Origin of the sequence: Streptomyces sp. NPDC047017, assembly GCF_040644175.1 — a bacterium.
Taxonomy (GTDB): Bacteria; Actinomycetota; Actinomycetes; order Streptomycetales; family Streptomycetaceae; genus Streptomyces.
In genome coordinates this window covers 118896-132765 of the sequence record NZ_JBEYVW010000004.1, presented here as the reverse complement: position 1 = coordinate 132765, position 13870 = coordinate 118896, and the positions used below count along the sequence as shown (strand labels likewise).

Genomic DNA, 13870 nt, shown 5'->3' with positions numbered 1-13870 from the left:
AGCGATGAGGTCGCCCGCGCTGCGCCATGTGCTCACCCACCTGATCACCCCGCTGCTGATGTGCCTGGGCATGGGGCTCGCGTACATGGGGGCGTTCGTGACCCCCGAGCCGCGCCACCTGCCCGTCGCGGTGGTCGGCGAGGGGCCGCGGGCCAAGGTGTTCGCCCAGACCGTCAAGGACCGGGCGGGCGACCAGCTCGACGTGCGCACCGTCGGCACCCGGTCCCAGGCCGTGGACCTGCTCAGGTCCCGGGACATCACGGGGGCGTACGTGCCGAGCGCCGACGCTCCCGAGCTGGTGGTCGCGAGCGCGGCCTCCGACATGGGCGCCACCGCCGTCGAGAAGGTCTTCACCCCCGTCGCGGCCGGGCAGGGGCTGCCGCTGAAGGTGACCGACGTGGCCGCTCCGGCCGCCGCCGACCCGACCGGGCAGGGACTGTTCTTCCTGCTGATCGCCGTCAGCATCGGCTCGTACGCCTCCGCCGCCGCCCTCGGCGCCGCGGGCGCCGCCCTGGCGATGCGCGTCCGGGCGCTGCTCACGCTGGGCGTGTCCGCCGTGGTGAGCGGCATCGGCGCGCTGCTCGCCGGACCCGTCTTCCACCTCGCCCACCACGACCTCGCGGGCGTCTGGGGCCTGGCCTGGCTCTACTCCGCCGGCATCCTCTTCATCGGCGTGGGCCTGCACACCTTCCTCAAGCGCTGGACCACGCTCACCATGATGGTGCTGTTCGTGATGCTCAACTTCACCAGCTCCGGCGGGTTGTTCCGGCCCGAACTGCAGAACGGCTTCTTCGGCGCCCTGCACGCCTTCTGGAACGGCGCCGGGTTCGTCGAGGGCACCCGCAGCCTGCTGTACTTCGGCGGCGACGGCCTGGGCCGCGACGCGGTGACGCTCGTGGTGTGGCTGCTGCTCGGTCTGGCACTCACCGCGCTGGCGGCGGCCCGGGAGCGGACACGGACCTCGCACGGGGCCCACGCGGCCGGCGCGCACCGCCCCGAGCAGGCCCCACCGGCCGTGCCGCGGCGGGCCGAGCAGAAGACCGAGGAGGGGACAGAGGGGGAGGCCGAGGCGGCCGAGGAGGAGGCCGAAGAAGCCGTCGGCGTCTGACGATTGGGGTAGGGTGACCTGCGGCCGAGGACGAGCCCGGCCGCGGGAGACCCAGGAGGTGAGACCCATTACCGCTGTGTCAGCTCGGGTGCTCTCCTCCCGGAACGGCGCGGATCACCGTCGGTAGGTGACCGCGAGGGCGCCCTCCGGCCCCCGAAAGGTCCTGGCTCTCCATGCCTGATTCCCCCGCTTCCACCCCTTCCCTCGTGTCCTTCCCCCCGGCCGTAGGTGCCGCGGCCGTCATCGCGCTGCGTGCGGCCGGCTGTGTGTTCGCCGAGGACGAGGCGGAGCTGATCCTCGCGACCGCCCGCGGCCCGCGCGAGGTCACCGCCCTCGTCGCACGGCGCGCCACCGGGCTGCCGCTCGAACAGGTCCTCGGCTGGGCCTCCTTCCACGGGCTGCGCATCGCCGTGGAACCGGGCGTCTTCGTGCCCCGGCGCCGTACCGAGTTCCTGGTCGACCAGGCCCTGGCGCAGGCGCCGGACGCCTCCGTCGTCGTGGACCTGTGCTGCGGCTCGGGCGCGGTGGGCGCCGCGCTGGCCGCCGCGCTCGGCCCGGTCGAGCTGCACGCCGCCGACATCGACCCGGCGGCGGTGCGCTGCGCCCGCCGCAACATCGGCCCCCGCGGCGGCCGGGTCCACCGGGGCGACCTGTTCGAGCCGCTGCCCGCCGCCCTGCGCGGCCGGGTGGACGTCCTCGCGGCCAACGTGCCCTACGTGCCCACGGGCGAGGTCGCGTTCCTGCCGCCGGAGGCCCGCGACCACGAACCGGCCGTCGCGCTGGACGGCGGCGCCGACGGCCTCGACGTACTGCGCCGGGTCACCGCCCGCGCCCCCGACTGGCTCGCCCCCGGCGGCTGCCTCCTGGTCGAGACCGGCGAGCACCAGGCACGGGCGGCCCTGGCCGCCTTCTCGGCGGCCGGACTCGTCCCGCGCCTGGCGGTCTGCGAGGAGTCGTACGCCCACGTGGTCGTCGGCACCCGGCCCTAGATCCCCTGCTCACCGCGGGTTCTGGGCGCGGGCCACCAGCAGGGCCACGTCGTCGTGGTTGTCCGGCTGGCGCAGGGCGCGCAGCAGCAGGTCGCACAGCTCCTCCAGCGGGCGCTGCGGATCGTCCAGCAGGGTCAGCAGCAGGTCCAGGCGCTCGTCCAGCGGATGCCGGCGGGTCTCGACCAGCCCGTCCGTGTACAGCACGAGCTGGTCGCCCGGCTCCAGGCTCACGGTGGTGGTGGAGAACGCGACGCCGCCGACGCCCAGCGGCACCCCGGTGGGCAGGTCGAGCAGCTCCGGGGGCCGGCCCGGCCGGACCCGCGCGGGCGGCAGGTGCCCGGCGTTGGCGATCCGGCACTGGCGCAGCCGCGGATCGTGGACGGCGTACAGGCAGGTGGCGATGGAGTGGTCCAGGCCGTCGGTGATCCGGTCGAGGTGTTCGAGCAGGCGCGCCGGGTCCAGGTCGAGGGAGGCGAGGGCCTTGGTCGCGGTGCGCAGCCGTCCCATGGTGGCGGCGGCGCCGATGCCGCTGCCCATGACGTCGCCGACGACCAGGGCCGTCTTGTCGTCCTCCAGCGGGATCACGTCGAACCAGTCGCCGCCGACCTCGGTGGTGGCGCCGGCCGGCTGGTAGCGGGAGGCGACCTCCAGGCCGCCGGTGACGGACGGGTGCCGGGGCAGCAGGCTGCGCTGGAGGGTGAGGGCGGTGTCGCGGGCGTTCTGGTACCAGCGCGCGTTGTCGATCTGCACGGCGGCGCGGGCGGCCAGCTCCCGGGCCAGCAGGACGTCGTCCTCGCTGAACGGCCGCGGGTCGCGGGTGCGCTTGAGGTCCAGCGCGCCCAGCACCTCGCCGCGCGCGATCAGCGGTACCGCCAGGTACGAGTGCACGCCCGCGCGGTCGAGGAGCACGGCCGCCTCGGGGGAGCGGGCGATCCGGGCCAGGTCCTCGTCCTTGACCTGCGCCACCAGCACCGGGAGCCCGGTGCGCACACACCGGGTGACCAGGCGGTCGGGGCCGTAGCGGGCGATCTGGCCGGGCGGGTCGGCCGCCTCCAGGGCGTCCGTGGCGTGGTCGGCGCGCACCGCGAGGGCGCGGAAGACCGCCGGTTCGGCGGGCCCCAGGGTGCTGTGCCGGCCCTCGACGACCGCCTCCAGGAGGTCCACGGCGGCGACGTCCGCCAGTTCGGGCACGGCGACGTCGGCCAGCTCGCGGGCGGTGCGGTCCAGGTCCAGGGTGGTGCCGATCCGGGCCGAGGCGTCCGCGATCAGGGCGAGCCGGCGGCGCGCGGCCTCCGCCTCGATGCCCGCCCGGTACTGCTCGGTGACGTCCACGACGGAGGCGGCCACGCCCAGGACGGTGCCGGCGGCGTCCTCCAGCCGGTACATCGAGATCGACCAGGCGTGGTCCTGGTCCGGCTCGGCCGGGGTCCTGCCCACGGCGAACACGCCGACCAGCGACTCCCCGGTGCGCAGCACCCGCAGGGCCGCGGACTCCACCTCCGCGGCGTTCAGGTCCGGCAGCACCTCGGGGACCGTGCGCCCGATGCGCTCCGCGGCCGGGACCCCGTCGATCCGCTCCTGGGCCGCGTTGGCGGAGACGTACCGCAGCCGGGTGTCCAGGACCACGAGGCCCATCGGCGACTGGGAGACGATCCGCTCGGACAGGGCGACCTCCCGCTCCAGCCGGCGCACCGTCGACTGGTCGGCGGCGAGCCCGAGCGCGTACACGTCGCCCCGGTCGTCCAGCAGGCGCATGTTGCGGAACTCCACCAGGCGGGTGCTGCCGTCCTTGTGCCGGACCGGGAAGGCGCCCGCCCAGCCCCGGCCGGTGCGCAGCACGTCGGCGAAGAGCCGCACCACCATGTCGAGGTGCTCCTCGCGGACCATCAGCGGGGCCGCGAACTGCCCGAGCGCCTCCTGCGCCGTGTAGCCGAAGAGTTCCTCGGCCTGCGGGCTCCACAGCACGATGCGCCCCTGGTCGTCGAGGACGACCGAGGCCACACCGAGCACGTCGAGCAGTCCGCTCGGCCGGAGCGGACCGTCCACCGGCTCACCGCCGGCCCCGGCCGGGGCAGTCCCGGCTGCGCTCATCGAGCCCACCGCCTTCGCCCGTGCACGCGGACCGTCGTCCCCGGACCCGACACACCCCGCCGTACCGCGCCCACGCTCACCTCTCCGAGGGTCCGTCGCCTTCCTCCACCATCTCTCACCCCCGGGGCGGCCGTCCCCCCGAGACGGCCGTGAGGAGCGCCCGCGCGGCCCGGCACCGGCGCCGGCAGTGCTCCGCGGGCGGCGGTGCTCCGCCGGGGGACGAGGGTGGGGCGCGGCAGCGGGGGAACCCCGAGGGGGACCGCGGCGCGGCCACGAGAGGAGCGATCACCATGGACAGCGAGCGAGCACACCCGGAATCCGTCTCGGTGGAGCTGAGCGGGTGCAGCAAGGAGGACGCCCGGACCGTGTTCGAGGCCCTGTGCGCCTGCTACTCCTCCGACCGGCGCACGCAGGACGTGCCCCGCGACTACCACGAGGTACGCCCGACGGTGTGGCTGGGCACCTTCGACGTGGCCGAGACCCACGGCGCCGGCCGCGGCCCCGCGCACCTGGGCGCGTCGGTCGTCGCCGACGCGCAGGGCGGCTACTGGGCGATCGAGCGGTTCCGCACGACCCTGGACTCCCTGTTCACCGTGCAGGACCTGTGCTCGGCCTCCGGCGACCAGGAGCGGGAGCTGCACGTACGGCTGGAGAGCCGCTGACACCCCGCGGTGGCCGCCGTCCGCGAAAGACGGCGGCCGCTGCGCCGAAGGAGTGAGGCGGCGCACGTCCCCCTCTTTTTGCAACTAGTTGCACAATCGGCTCGGCGTCCTCTACAACTAGCGGGTACGACACCGCGCACGGAGGGGCCGATGAGCCGTTACCCGCACCTGCTGAGCCCGCTCGACCTGGGCTTCACCACCCTGCCCAACCGCGTCCTGATGGGCTCCATGCACATCGGCCTGGAGGAGGCCGAGGGCGGCTTCGAGCGGATGGCCGCGTTCTACGCGGCCCGGGCCCGCGGCGGGGTGGGACTCATCGTCACCGGCGGCATCGCCCCCAACGACGAGGGGCGGCCCTACGAGGGCGGCGCCAGGCTCACCACCGAGGAGGAGGCCGGCCGGCACCGGCTCGTCACCGACGCCGTGCACCGCGAGGGCGGCCGGATCGCCCTGCAGATCCTGCACTTCGGCCGCTACGCCTACCACCGCGATCTGGTCGCCCCCAGCCCGCTGCAGGCCCCCATCAGCCCCTTCGTCCCGCGCGAGCTGACCGACGCCGACGTCGAGCGGACCGTGGAGGACTACGTCCGCACCGCCCGCCTCGCCCGCCTGGCCGGCTACGACGGCGTGGAGATCATGGGCTCCGAGGGCTACCTCATCAACGAGTTCATCGCCGCGGGCACCAACCACCGCACCGACCGCTGGGGCGGCTCCTTCGAGAACCGGACGCGCTTCCCGGTCGAGATCGTCCGCCGGGTGCGCGAGGCGGTCGGCGAGGACTTCATCGTCGTCTACCGGCTGTCCATGCTGGACCTGGTGCCCGGCGGCTCGTCCCTGGACGAGGTGATCGCCCTCGGCCGGGCCGTCGAGGCGGCCGGCGCGACCATCATCAACACCGGCATCGGCTGGCACGAGGCCCGCATCCCCACCATCGCCACCTCCGTGCCGCGCGGCGCCTACACCTGGGTGACGAAGAAGCTCATGGGCGCGGTCTCCGTCCCCCTCGTCACCACCAACCGCATCAACACCCCCGAACTCGCCGAGCACCTGCTCGCCGACGGCTGCGCCGACATGGTGTCGATGGCCCGCCCGATGCTCGCCGACCCCGACTTCGTCGCCAAGGCCGCCGCCGGGACGCCCGAGGCCATCAACACCTGCATCGGCTGCAACCAGGCCTGCCTGGACCACACCTTCAGCGGGAGGATCACCTCCTGCCTGGTCAACCCGCGCGCCTGCCACGAGACCGAACTCGTGCTCGCCCCGACCCGGCGGCGCAAGCAGGTCGCCGTCGTCGGCGCCGGACCCGCCGGGCTGGCCTGCGCGGTCGCGGCCGCCGAACGCGGCCATCAGGTCACCCTCTTCGACGCGGGAAGCGCGATCGGCGGCCAGCTCAACGTCGCCCGCAAGGTCCCCGGCAAGCAGGAGTTCGACGAGACGCTGCGCTACTTCCGCCACCAGCTCGGCGCGCACGGCGTCGACGTACGCCTGGACACCCGGGTGGCCGCCGCCGACCTCACCGGCTACGAGGAGGTCGTCGTCGCCACCGGCGTCACCCCGCGCACCCCCGAGATCCCCGGCATCGACCACCCCCGCGTCCTCGGCTACCTCGACGTGCTGCGCGACGGCGCCCCGGTGGGCGACCGGGTGGCGATCCTGGGCGCCGGCGGCATCGGCTTCGACGTCGCCGAGTTCCTCACCGACGGCGGCGACAAGGCGAGCGAGGACCCGGCGACGTACTTCCGCCACTGGGGCGTCGACACGGACTACGCCGCACCCGGCGGCCTGGCCGCGCCCGAGCGGCCCGCCCCGCCGCGCACCGTCCACCTCCTGCAGCGCAAGAGCACCAAGGTGGGCGCGGGGCTCGGGAAGACCACCGGCTGGATCCACCGCGCCGAACTCAAGCACCGCGGCGTCACCATGGTCGCGGGCGTGCGCTACGACCGGATCGACGACTGTGGGCTGCACATCACCGTGGACGGCGCGAGCACCGTCCTGGAGGTGGACACCGTCGTGCTGTGCACCGGGCAGGAGCCGCGCCGCGACCTGTACGAGGAACTGGTCGCCGCCGGGCGCTCCGTCCACCTGATCGGCGGCGCCGACGTGGCCGCCGAACTGGACGCCAAGCGCGCCGTCCAGCAGGGCACGGAGCTGGCGGCGGCCCTGTAGCGGGCGCGCGGAGACCGGGTTCGGCCGTCCCTAGGATGAGCGCATGTCACTCCCGCACGCGATCCTCACCGCCCTGCTCGAAAAGCCGTCGTCGGGGCTGGAGCTGACCCGCCGTTTCGACAAGTCGATCGGCTACTTCTGGTCGGCGACGCATCAGCAGATCTATCGCGAGCTGGGAAGACTGGAGACGGACGGCCTGATCCGCGCGCTGCCCGCCGAGCAGCCGGCCCGGGGGCAGAAGAAGAGCTACGAGGTGCTGCCGGCGGGCCGCGCCGAGCTGGCCCGCTGGACGGCGGCGTCCCAGGAGCCCAAGCCGCTCCGGGACGTCCTGCTGCTGCGGCTGCGCGCGGCGGCGGTGGTCGGCACGGCGGGCATCGACGCCGACCTGCGCCACCATCTGGAGCTGCACGAGCGGCAGTTGGCCAAGTACCGCGAGATCGAGCGGCGCGACTTCCCGCCCGACCGGGACAGCTGCCAGGACCGGCTGCGCCATCTGGTGCTGCGGGCCGGCATCGACCTGGAGACCTTCTGGTCCCAGTGGCTCACCCATGCGCTGGAGGAGTTCGCACGGCTGCCGGAGGGGGACCTGCCGGACGGGGAGCACCGGTGAGGGCCGCGGCGGCGCCTTGAGCCCCCTGGGGCCAGACCGGGGTCAGAGCCGGTACGGCCGGGGGCGGCGGCGCAGCACCCAGCCGGTCGCGATCATCGCGACCCCGACCAGCGCCCCGCCCGCCGCGAGGGTGAGGGTCCGGTAGTCCTTGACGCCGCCGCCGAGGCCGCCCATTACCCCGCGCGAGGGGGAGGCCGGCGCGGACGTGGCGGCGGCCGTCGGCTTCGAGGGGGCGGCGACGATGACGGACTGGGTGCCCGCCGTGATGTTGTCCGCGCACACCACGATCACGGTGTAGGTGCCCGGGAGCACGCTCTGCCAGGCCGCCGACTGGAGGGTGGCCGTCCCGGTCAGGGCGGACCGCCGGCCCTGGTCGAAGCGGGTCTGGCCGTTGCTGAGCAGCGAGGCCGTGCCCCAGCCGCCGCCCACCTGGGCGCAGGCGCTGGTGGTCACCGACACCGTGGACCCGCTGGTGCTCACCGAGATGCCCGGCCCGGCGGCGGCCGGTGCGGCCGACAGCGCGAGCACGGCGGCGACGGTGCCGGCGGCGGCCGCCGCGGCGCCCGGGCCGGAGCGCGGGTGTGGCTGAGTGTGGCGCATGGGACCGTCCTCCGGCGGCGGCACGGCCGGCGGACCATCCCGTGTACCGCCGGAGACGAGGGACGCCCGTACCGCCTCATCAGGGGCAGCCAACCGCCCCCGGCCACCGGCCGCACGCGCGGCGCGTCCACCCGGGTGAGGGCCCTACTTTCCGCCCGCCCCCGTGGTCACGGTCAGCTCCGGGGAGAAGCCGCCCCAGGTGCCGTCCGGGAGCCTGGCGCGCAGCCGCACCCGGTGGCTGACCCCGGCGTCCCGTCCCAGGTAGAAGCTGTACGAGGCGGTGCCGCGCGGCGGCGTGCCGCCCCAGACCAGGGAGGTGGCCGGCTGCCCGTCGAGCTGGATCTGGTACTCCGTCACCACGCCCCCGGTCCGCGGCGCGATCCAGTCGAGGTCGAGGTAGTACGCCCCGTCGGTGCGGTGGGTGGCGGCGTGGAAGGCGGTGGGCGCGGTGCCCCGGCCGTCGTCGGTGCCCGGCGCGGTGGTGAGGACGACGGGCGTGCTCGCGGGGGAGAGGTTGTCGGCCGCGTCCCGGGCCCGGACGGTGAAGGAGTAGCGGGTGCCCGGCCGCAGCCCGGTCAGCACGGTCGCGGTCTGGCCGCCGCCCACGCTGTGGATCCGCGTGCCGCCCTGGTAGACGTCGTAGGAGGTCACGCCCCGGTCGTCCGTGGCGGCGGACCACGACAGCTGGACGACCCGGGCGCCCACCACCCGGCCGCGCGGGGCGGACGGCCGCGACGGGGGCGAGTGGTCGGCGGCGACGGCGGCGGGAGTCGTCGCCGCCACCTCCCGGCTGCGCGGCCCGAGCCGCCCCTCGGTGTCCCGGGCGCGCACCGTGAAGCGGTAGGTGGTCGAAGGGGCCAGCCGGGTGACGTCCACCATGTGCTCGCCGGCGGGCACGTCCTCGACCTTGACGGCGTCGCGGTACACCTCGTACTCGCGTACCCCCGCGCCGGTGGACACGGCGTTCCACATGACGTGCACGCTGGTCGCGCTGCCGGCCGTGGCGGTGACCCCGGCCGGTGCCCCGGGGCCGCCGCCCTCGCCGTCGTCGGCGGCTCCCCGGCCGCAGGCGGCGAGCAGCGCCAGCGCGCCGCACAGCGCGACGACACGCCCGGGCAGGCGGCGCCGGCGGGAAACGGGGCCGAAAACGCGTCGCACGAGGTCTGCCTCCCCGTCAACCGCGGTGCCGGGGCCCGGACACCGCTGCGATCAATGGTCCGGACCAATATGCCGTGTTGACGGGAGCGCATCAAGGGGGCGGTCCCGTCCGGCCACCGGACCCGGTGTGCGAGCCGGTCGCCGAACCGGCCGAACTGGCGCTTGTGCCAGGGGGTTTCGCGCCGAGGCGCGGGACGCCGGCGGCGCCGCTCCCGTGCCGGTGCGGACGGCCAAGGGGCCGGCCGCAGCGGCCGCCGGTCCTCCGGCCGCCCGGCAGGTGTTACGGGCTCCGTGCCGTCCGGTCCCTTAACGTGTCCCGCGCGATGGCATTCATCCCTTGTCGGATGAATGCCAGTCAATGTCCCCGAGGAGAGGGTTCCTCATCGTGCGTGTCCAGTCGCTGACGCTCGTCGCGGCGAGCGCCGCCCTGCTCGCTCCGACGACACTGCCCGCCGACACCGTGCCCTACCGCCCCCACGAGGAGCCGGCGGCGCGCAGCGAGGGCGACGTCCGCGCCGCCGACCTGCAGGCCCTGGTGCGCCGCTGCACCCGGGTCTCCCGCGGCCGCTACCGCTCCGACGCCGGGGCGCGGGCCGCCATCCCCGTCTGCGGGCTGCCCGGCGCCGTCTTCTGGAAGGCCGACATGGACATCGACTGCGACGGCCGCCCCACCCGCCACTGCAACCGCCGCACCGACCCGCGGTACTCGTCCGCCGCGGCCTACGCGCAGTCCGACGGCCGCCTGCTGAACGCCGAGCACCTGCCCTACATCGTGCTGCCCGCCCCGAGCCGCGTGTGGGACCACCGCCGCCACGGGCTGGGCGGCGGATCGGTCGCGGCCGTCCTCTACCGCGGCAAGGTGCAGTACGCCGTCGTCGGCGACACCGGCCCAGGCGACGTCATCGGCGAGGCGTCCTACGCCACCGCCCGCCGCCTGGGCATCCCCGCCGACCCGAACGGTGGCGGGGCGTGCTCGGGCGTGACCTACATCGTCTTCGAACACACCCGGGTCGGCCGCATCGAGGACCACGCGGCGGCCGTCCGGCAGGGCCGGCGGCTGGCCCGCCGCCTGGTGAGCGGCGCCGCCGCACCGACCGGCTGACCCACAGGCCACCCGGCCGGGGGACCCGGGAGGGGGCGGACCGCCCGGGAGCGGCGCGGCTCACGCCTTCCGGTAGGCGTACGCGTCCGCGGCCGCCGCCTCCACCGCGTCGAGGTCCGCGCCGGTGGCCGCCGTGACGACCGCCGCGACCGCGCCCTCGACGAACGGGGCGTCCACCAGTCGGGTGTCGTCGGGCAGTTCGTCCCCCTCGGCGAGCAGCGCCTTCACGGTCAGCACGGCGCTGCCGAGATCGGTGAGGACAGCCACCCCCGCCCCCTGGTCCACGGCCGCCGCGGCGGCGCTGACCAGCTCGGCGCTGGTGCCGAGCCCGCCGCCCGGCCGGCCGCCCGCCGCGGCCACCGGGACCGCCGCGCCCCCGCCCGCCAGCCCCTTCGCCAGCTCGGCCACCGACGCGGCCACCTCGGCGCTGTGCGACACCAGCACGATTCCGACCAGCCTGCCCTCGCCCATCTCAGCCCTCCGCCCCGTCCGCCGCCTCGGCCAGCGCGGCGATCAGCAGCGCCGACGACGTGGCCCCCGGGTCCTGGTGCCCGATGCTGCGCTCGCCCAGATAGCTCGCCCTGCCCTTGCGGGCCTGCAACGGCGTGGTCGCCTCGGCGCCCTGCTCGGCCGCCGAACGGGCCGCCGTGAAACCGTCGGCGAGCGCGTCCACGGCCGGTACCAGCGCGTCCACCATCGTCTTGTCGCCCGGCGCGGCACCGCCCAGCGTCCGCACCCCGTCCACCCCGGCACGCAGCGCCTCGGCCAACTGCTCCTCGCTCACCTCGGCCGCGTCACCGAGCGCCTTGCCGGTCCGGCGCAGCAGCGTCCCGTACAGCGGGCCCGACGCGCCGCCCACCGTCGAGATGAGCTGCCGTCCCGCCAGGGCCAGCACCCCGCCGGGCGTGTCGGGCGCCTCCTTCTCCAGCACGGTCCGCACGGCCGCGAACCCGCGCTGCAGATTGCTGCCGTGGTCGGCGTCCCCGATGGGCGAGTCGAGGGCGGTGAGCCGGTCAGCCTCGCGGTCCATGGACACGGCGGCCACCGTCATCCAACGGCGGAAGAAATCGGCGTCGAGCACTGGAACTCCCTTGCGTGGTAGGTACGGTCGAGGTGTCCGGGCACGGTCGCCGGGTCACACGCCCCAGCGCAGCCCCGGCGTGTTCACCGGCGCGTCCCACAGCCGCAGCAGCTCCTCGTCGATCTGGCACAGGGTGACGGAGGCGCCCGCCATGTCCAGGGAGGTGACGTAGTTGCCGACCAGTGTGCGGGCGACGGCGACGCCGCGCTCGGCGAGGACGCGGTGCACCTCGGCGTTGAAGCCGTACAGCTCAAGAAGCGGCGTCGCGCCCATGCCGTTGACCAGCAGCAGCACCGGATTGCGCGGGTGCAGGTCCTCCAGGATCGCGTGCACCGCGAAGTCCGCGATCTCCCGCGAGGTCATCATGGCGCGCCGCTCCCGGCCCGGCTCGCCGTGGATGCCGACGCCCAGCTCCAGCTCACCGGCCGGGAGGTCGAAGGTGGGGCTGCCCTTGGCCGGGGTGGTGCAGGCGGCGAGCGCGACGCCGAAACTGCGGGAGCCGTCGTTGACCTGCCGGGCGATCGCCTCCACCCGCTCCAGCGGCTGCCCCTCGTCGGCCGCCGCGCCCGCGATCTTCTCCACGAACAGCGTGGCGCCGGTGCCGCGCCGACCGGCGGTGTACAGGCTGTCGGTCACCGCCACGTCATCGTTGACCAGCACCTTCGCGATCTGGATGCCCTCGTCCTCGGCCAGTTCGGCCGCCATGTCGAAGTTGAGCACGTCACCGGTGTAGTTCTTCACCACGAACAGCACGCCCGCCCCGCTGTCCACGGCCGCCGCGGCCCGCACCATCTGGTCGGGCACCGGGGAGGTGAAGACCTCGCCGGGACAGGCCGCCGAGAGCATCCCCGGGCCCACGAAGCCGCCGTGCAGCGGCTCGTGCCCCGAACCGCCGCCGGAGACCAGGGCGACCCTTCCCGCCACGGGGGCGTCCCGCCGTACGACCACCCGGTTCTCCACGTCGACCGTCAGCTCGGGATGGGCGGCCGCCATGCCGCGCAGCGCGTCCGCCACCACGGTCTCGGCGACGTTGATCAACATCCTCATGGCTATCTCCCGGTGATCTCGGCGGGCGCGGCGACGGGGCCGCGTCTCGGTGCGTCGGGCGGGCGGACGTGAGGAGGCCGGAGCGCTCCTACCGGCAGTATCGACCTTGTGGCAGCGAAGGTCACGCGCGGCGACGGCGCGGGCGGGTGGCCGTTGCCGCGCGGGGCCGCCCCGATCGCACCCGTGGCCCGCGTCGTCACCCAGAACCCCGTGAGCCCCGCCGGACGTGTCCGGCGGGGCTCACGGGCACACGAACGGGAGGGCTATCGGTCCGCCCGGCCCCCGAAGGCCTTCAGGATGCGGTCGGCGGCCAGGGTGGCGGTGACTTCTCCGTCCCTGACCTGCTGCTCCAGAGCGGGCGCGAGGGCGCGCACCGACGGATCGGCGTGCAGCCGGCCCAGGAGTTCGTCGCGGACCATGCTCCACGTCCACTCGACCTGCTGGTCGCGGCGCCGGGCGGCCAGCCGGCCGGTGGAGTCCAGCAGGGAGCGGTGCTGTTCGAGCCGCTCCCAGACGGTGTCGAGACCGGTGGACTCGCGCGCGCTGCAACTGAGCACCGGCGGCGTCCAGAAGGCGTCCTTGCCGTGCATCAGGCGCAGCGCTCCCGCCAGTTCCCGGGCGGCGGCGCGGGCGTCGCGCTCGTGCGGGCCGTCCGCCTTGTTGACGGTGATCACGTCGGCCAGCTCCAGGACGCCCTTCTTGATGCCCTGCAACTGGTCGCCGGTGCGGGCCAGGGTCAGCAGCAGGAAGGTGTCGACCATGTCCGCGACGGCCGTCTCGGACTGCCCGACGCCGACCGTCTCCACCAGCACCACGTCGTAGCCCGCCGCCTCCATCACCACGATCGACTCACGGGTCGCCTTGGCGACACCGCCGAGGGTGCCCGCGGTGGGGGAGGGGCGCACGAAGGCCGCCGGGTCGACGGCCAGCCGCTCCATCCGGGTCTTGTCGCCGAGGATCGACCCGCCGGTCCGGCTGGAGGACGGGTCCACGGCGAGCACGGCCACCCGGTGGCCCATCCCGGTGAGCAGGGTGCCGAAGGCGTCGATGAACGTCGACTTGCCCACCCCCGGCACCCCGCTGATCCCGATCCGCCGGGCCCTGCCGCTGTAGGGCAGCAGCTCGGTCAGCAGCTCCTGGGCCAGCGCCCGGTGCTGGGGGCGGGTGGACTCGACCAGGGTGATCGCACGGGCCACCAGGGCCCGCTTGCCGTCCAGGACGCCCTTGACGTACGTGTCGAGATCGATGGCCATGCA

The 13870-nt window shown here is 75.0% G+C and carries 13 protein-coding genes; 6 read left to right on the top strand and 7 right to left on the bottom strand.

Translation table 11 applies throughout. From position 1 onward, the window contains the following. Nucleotides 1–4: 4 nt before the first annotated feature. Both ABZ858_RS08215 and ABZ858_RS08210 read left to right on the top strand, forming a co-directional pair. Nucleotides 5–1108: a hypothetical protein gene (locus tag ABZ858_RS08215; protein WP_361373923.1), complete on the top strand. Its 1104-nt coding sequence runs from the start codon at nucleotides 5–7 to the stop codon at nucleotides 1106–1108. Between the two features lie 173 nt (nucleotides 1109–1281). Continuing rightward, complete coding sequence (locus tag ABZ858_RS08210) at nucleotides 1282–2097, top strand: putative protein N(5)-glutamine methyltransferase (protein WP_361373921.1); 816 nt, start codon at nucleotides 1282–1284, stop codon at nucleotides 2095–2097. 9 nt (nucleotides 2098–2106) lie between these two features. On the opposite strand, the gene ABZ858_RS08205 is transcribed toward ABZ858_RS08210, so the two are convergent. Continuing rightward, the gene (locus ABZ858_RS08205) at nucleotides 2107–4188 is read right to left on the bottom strand and encodes a SpoIIE family protein phosphatase (RefSeq protein WP_361373919.1); all 2082 of its coding nucleotides are present in this window, start codon (nucleotides 4186–4188) and stop codon (nucleotides 2107–2109) included. A 290-nt stretch (nucleotides 4189–4478) separates the two neighbouring features. Here ABZ858_RS08205 and ABZ858_RS08200 point away from each other — a divergent pair, with 290 nt between their 5' ends. The 3 genes from ABZ858_RS08200 (at nucleotide 4479) to ABZ858_RS08190 (ending at nucleotide 7626) form a co-directional block, all read left to right on the top strand. After that, a complete protein-coding gene (locus tag ABZ858_RS08200) occupies nucleotides 4479–4850 on the top strand; it encodes a hypothetical protein (protein WP_361373917.1) in 372 nt (123 codons plus the stop codon). A 150-nt stretch (nucleotides 4851–5000) separates the two neighbouring features. Next, nucleotides 5001–7016: an NADPH-dependent 2,4-dienoyl-CoA reductase gene (locus ABZ858_RS08195; protein WP_361373915.1), complete on the top strand. Its 2016-nt coding sequence runs from the start codon at nucleotides 5001–5003 to the stop codon at nucleotides 7014–7016. 43 nt (nucleotides 7017–7059) lie between these two features. Then, nucleotides 7060–7626, top strand: a complete 567-nt coding sequence (locus ABZ858_RS08190) for a PadR family transcriptional regulator (RefSeq protein WP_361373913.1) — start codon at nucleotides 7060–7062, stop codon at nucleotides 7624–7626. A 42-nt stretch (nucleotides 7627–7668) separates the two neighbouring features. On the opposite strand, the gene ABZ858_RS08185 is transcribed toward ABZ858_RS08190, so the two are convergent. Both ABZ858_RS08185 and ABZ858_RS08180 read right to left on the bottom strand, forming a co-directional pair. Further along, on the bottom strand, nucleotides 7669–8226 hold the full coding sequence (locus ABZ858_RS08185; protein WP_361373911.1) for a hypothetical protein: 558 nt from the start codon (nucleotides 8224–8226) through the stop codon (nucleotides 7669–7671). 144 nt (nucleotides 8227–8370) lie between these two features. Further along, nucleotides 8371–9384, bottom strand: a complete 1014-nt coding sequence (locus ABZ858_RS08180) for a fibronectin type III domain-containing protein (protein WP_361373909.1) — start codon at nucleotides 9382–9384, stop codon at nucleotides 8371–8373. A 385-nt stretch (nucleotides 9385–9769) separates the two neighbouring features. On the opposite strand from ABZ858_RS08180, the gene ABZ858_RS08175 reads away from it, so the two are divergent. After that, nucleotides 9770–10486 (top strand): glycoside hydrolase family 75 protein, encoded by a 717-nt coding sequence (locus tag ABZ858_RS08175; protein WP_361373907.1) that lies wholly within the window; start codon nucleotides 9770–9772, stop codon nucleotides 10484–10486. Nucleotides 10487–10546: 60 nt separating this feature from the next. Here the strand turns inward: ABZ858_RS08175 and ABZ858_RS08170 are convergent, their stop codons facing one another. The 4 genes from ABZ858_RS08170 to meaB form a co-directional block, all read right to left on the bottom strand. Beyond that, nucleotides 10547–10957: a PTS fructose transporter subunit IIA gene (locus ABZ858_RS08170; protein ID WP_361373905.1), complete on the bottom strand. Its 411-nt coding sequence runs from the start codon at nucleotides 10955–10957 to the stop codon at nucleotides 10547–10549. 1 nt (nucleotide 10958) lies between these two features. Beyond that, nucleotides 10959–11567 (bottom strand): dihydroxyacetone kinase subunit DhaL, encoded by a 609-nt coding sequence (gene dhaL, locus ABZ858_RS08165; protein ID WP_361373903.1) that lies wholly within the window; start codon nucleotides 11565–11567, stop codon nucleotides 10959–10961. Nucleotides 11568–11621: 54 nt separating this feature from the next. Then, nucleotides 11622–12614 carry a dihydroxyacetone kinase subunit DhaK gene (gene dhaK / locus ABZ858_RS08160; protein ID WP_361373901.1) on the bottom strand — a complete coding sequence of 331 codons (993 nt, stop codon included), beginning with the start codon at nucleotides 12612–12614 and terminating at the stop codon, nucleotides 11622–11624. Nucleotides 12615–12877: 263 nt separating this feature from the next. Continuing rightward, nucleotides 12878–13867 (bottom strand): methylmalonyl Co-A mutase-associated GTPase MeaB, encoded by a 990-nt coding sequence (gene meaB / locus ABZ858_RS08155; RefSeq protein WP_361373899.1) that lies wholly within the window; start codon nucleotides 13865–13867, stop codon nucleotides 12878–12880. Nucleotides 13868–13870: the final 3 nt, after the last annotated feature.

Bases quoted from the DNA above. Each gene is read 5' to 3' on its own strand.
- ABZ858_RS08215 (WP_361373923.1), top strand. From the start codon at position 5: ATGAGGTCGCCCGCGCTGCGCCATGTGCTCACCCACCTGATCACCCCG.
- ABZ858_RS08210 (WP_361373921.1), top strand. From the start codon at position 1,282: ATGCCTGATTCCCCCGCTTCCACCCCTTCCCTCGTGTCCTTCCCCCCG.
- ABZ858_RS08205 (WP_361373919.1), bottom strand. From the start codon at position 4,188: ATGAGCGCAGCCGGGACTGCCCCGGCCGGGGCCGGCGGTGAGCCGGTG.
- ABZ858_RS08200 (WP_361373917.1), top strand. From the start codon at position 4,479: ATGGACAGCGAGCGAGCACACCCGGAATCCGTCTCGGTGGAGCTGAGC.
- ABZ858_RS08195 (WP_361373915.1), top strand. From the start codon at position 5,001: ATGAGCCGTTACCCGCACCTGCTGAGCCCGCTCGACCTGGGCTTCACC.
- ABZ858_RS08190 (WP_361373913.1), top strand. From the start codon at position 7,060: ATGTCACTCCCGCACGCGATCCTCACCGCCCTGCTCGAAAAGCCGTCG.
- ABZ858_RS08185 (WP_361373911.1), bottom strand. From the start codon at position 8,226: ATGCGCCACACTCAGCCACACCCGCGCTCCGGCCCGGGCGCCGCGGCG.
- ABZ858_RS08170 (WP_361373905.1), bottom strand. From the start codon at position 10,957: ATGGGCGAGGGCAGGCTGGTCGGAATCGTGCTGGTGTCGCACAGCGCC.
- dhaK (WP_361373901.1), bottom strand. From the start codon at position 12,614: ATGAGGATGTTGATCAACGTCGCCGAGACCGTGGTGGCGGACGCGCTG.
- meaB (WP_361373899.1), bottom strand. From the start codon at position 13,867: ATGGCCATCGATCTCGACACGTACGTCAAGGGCGTCCTGGACGGCAAG.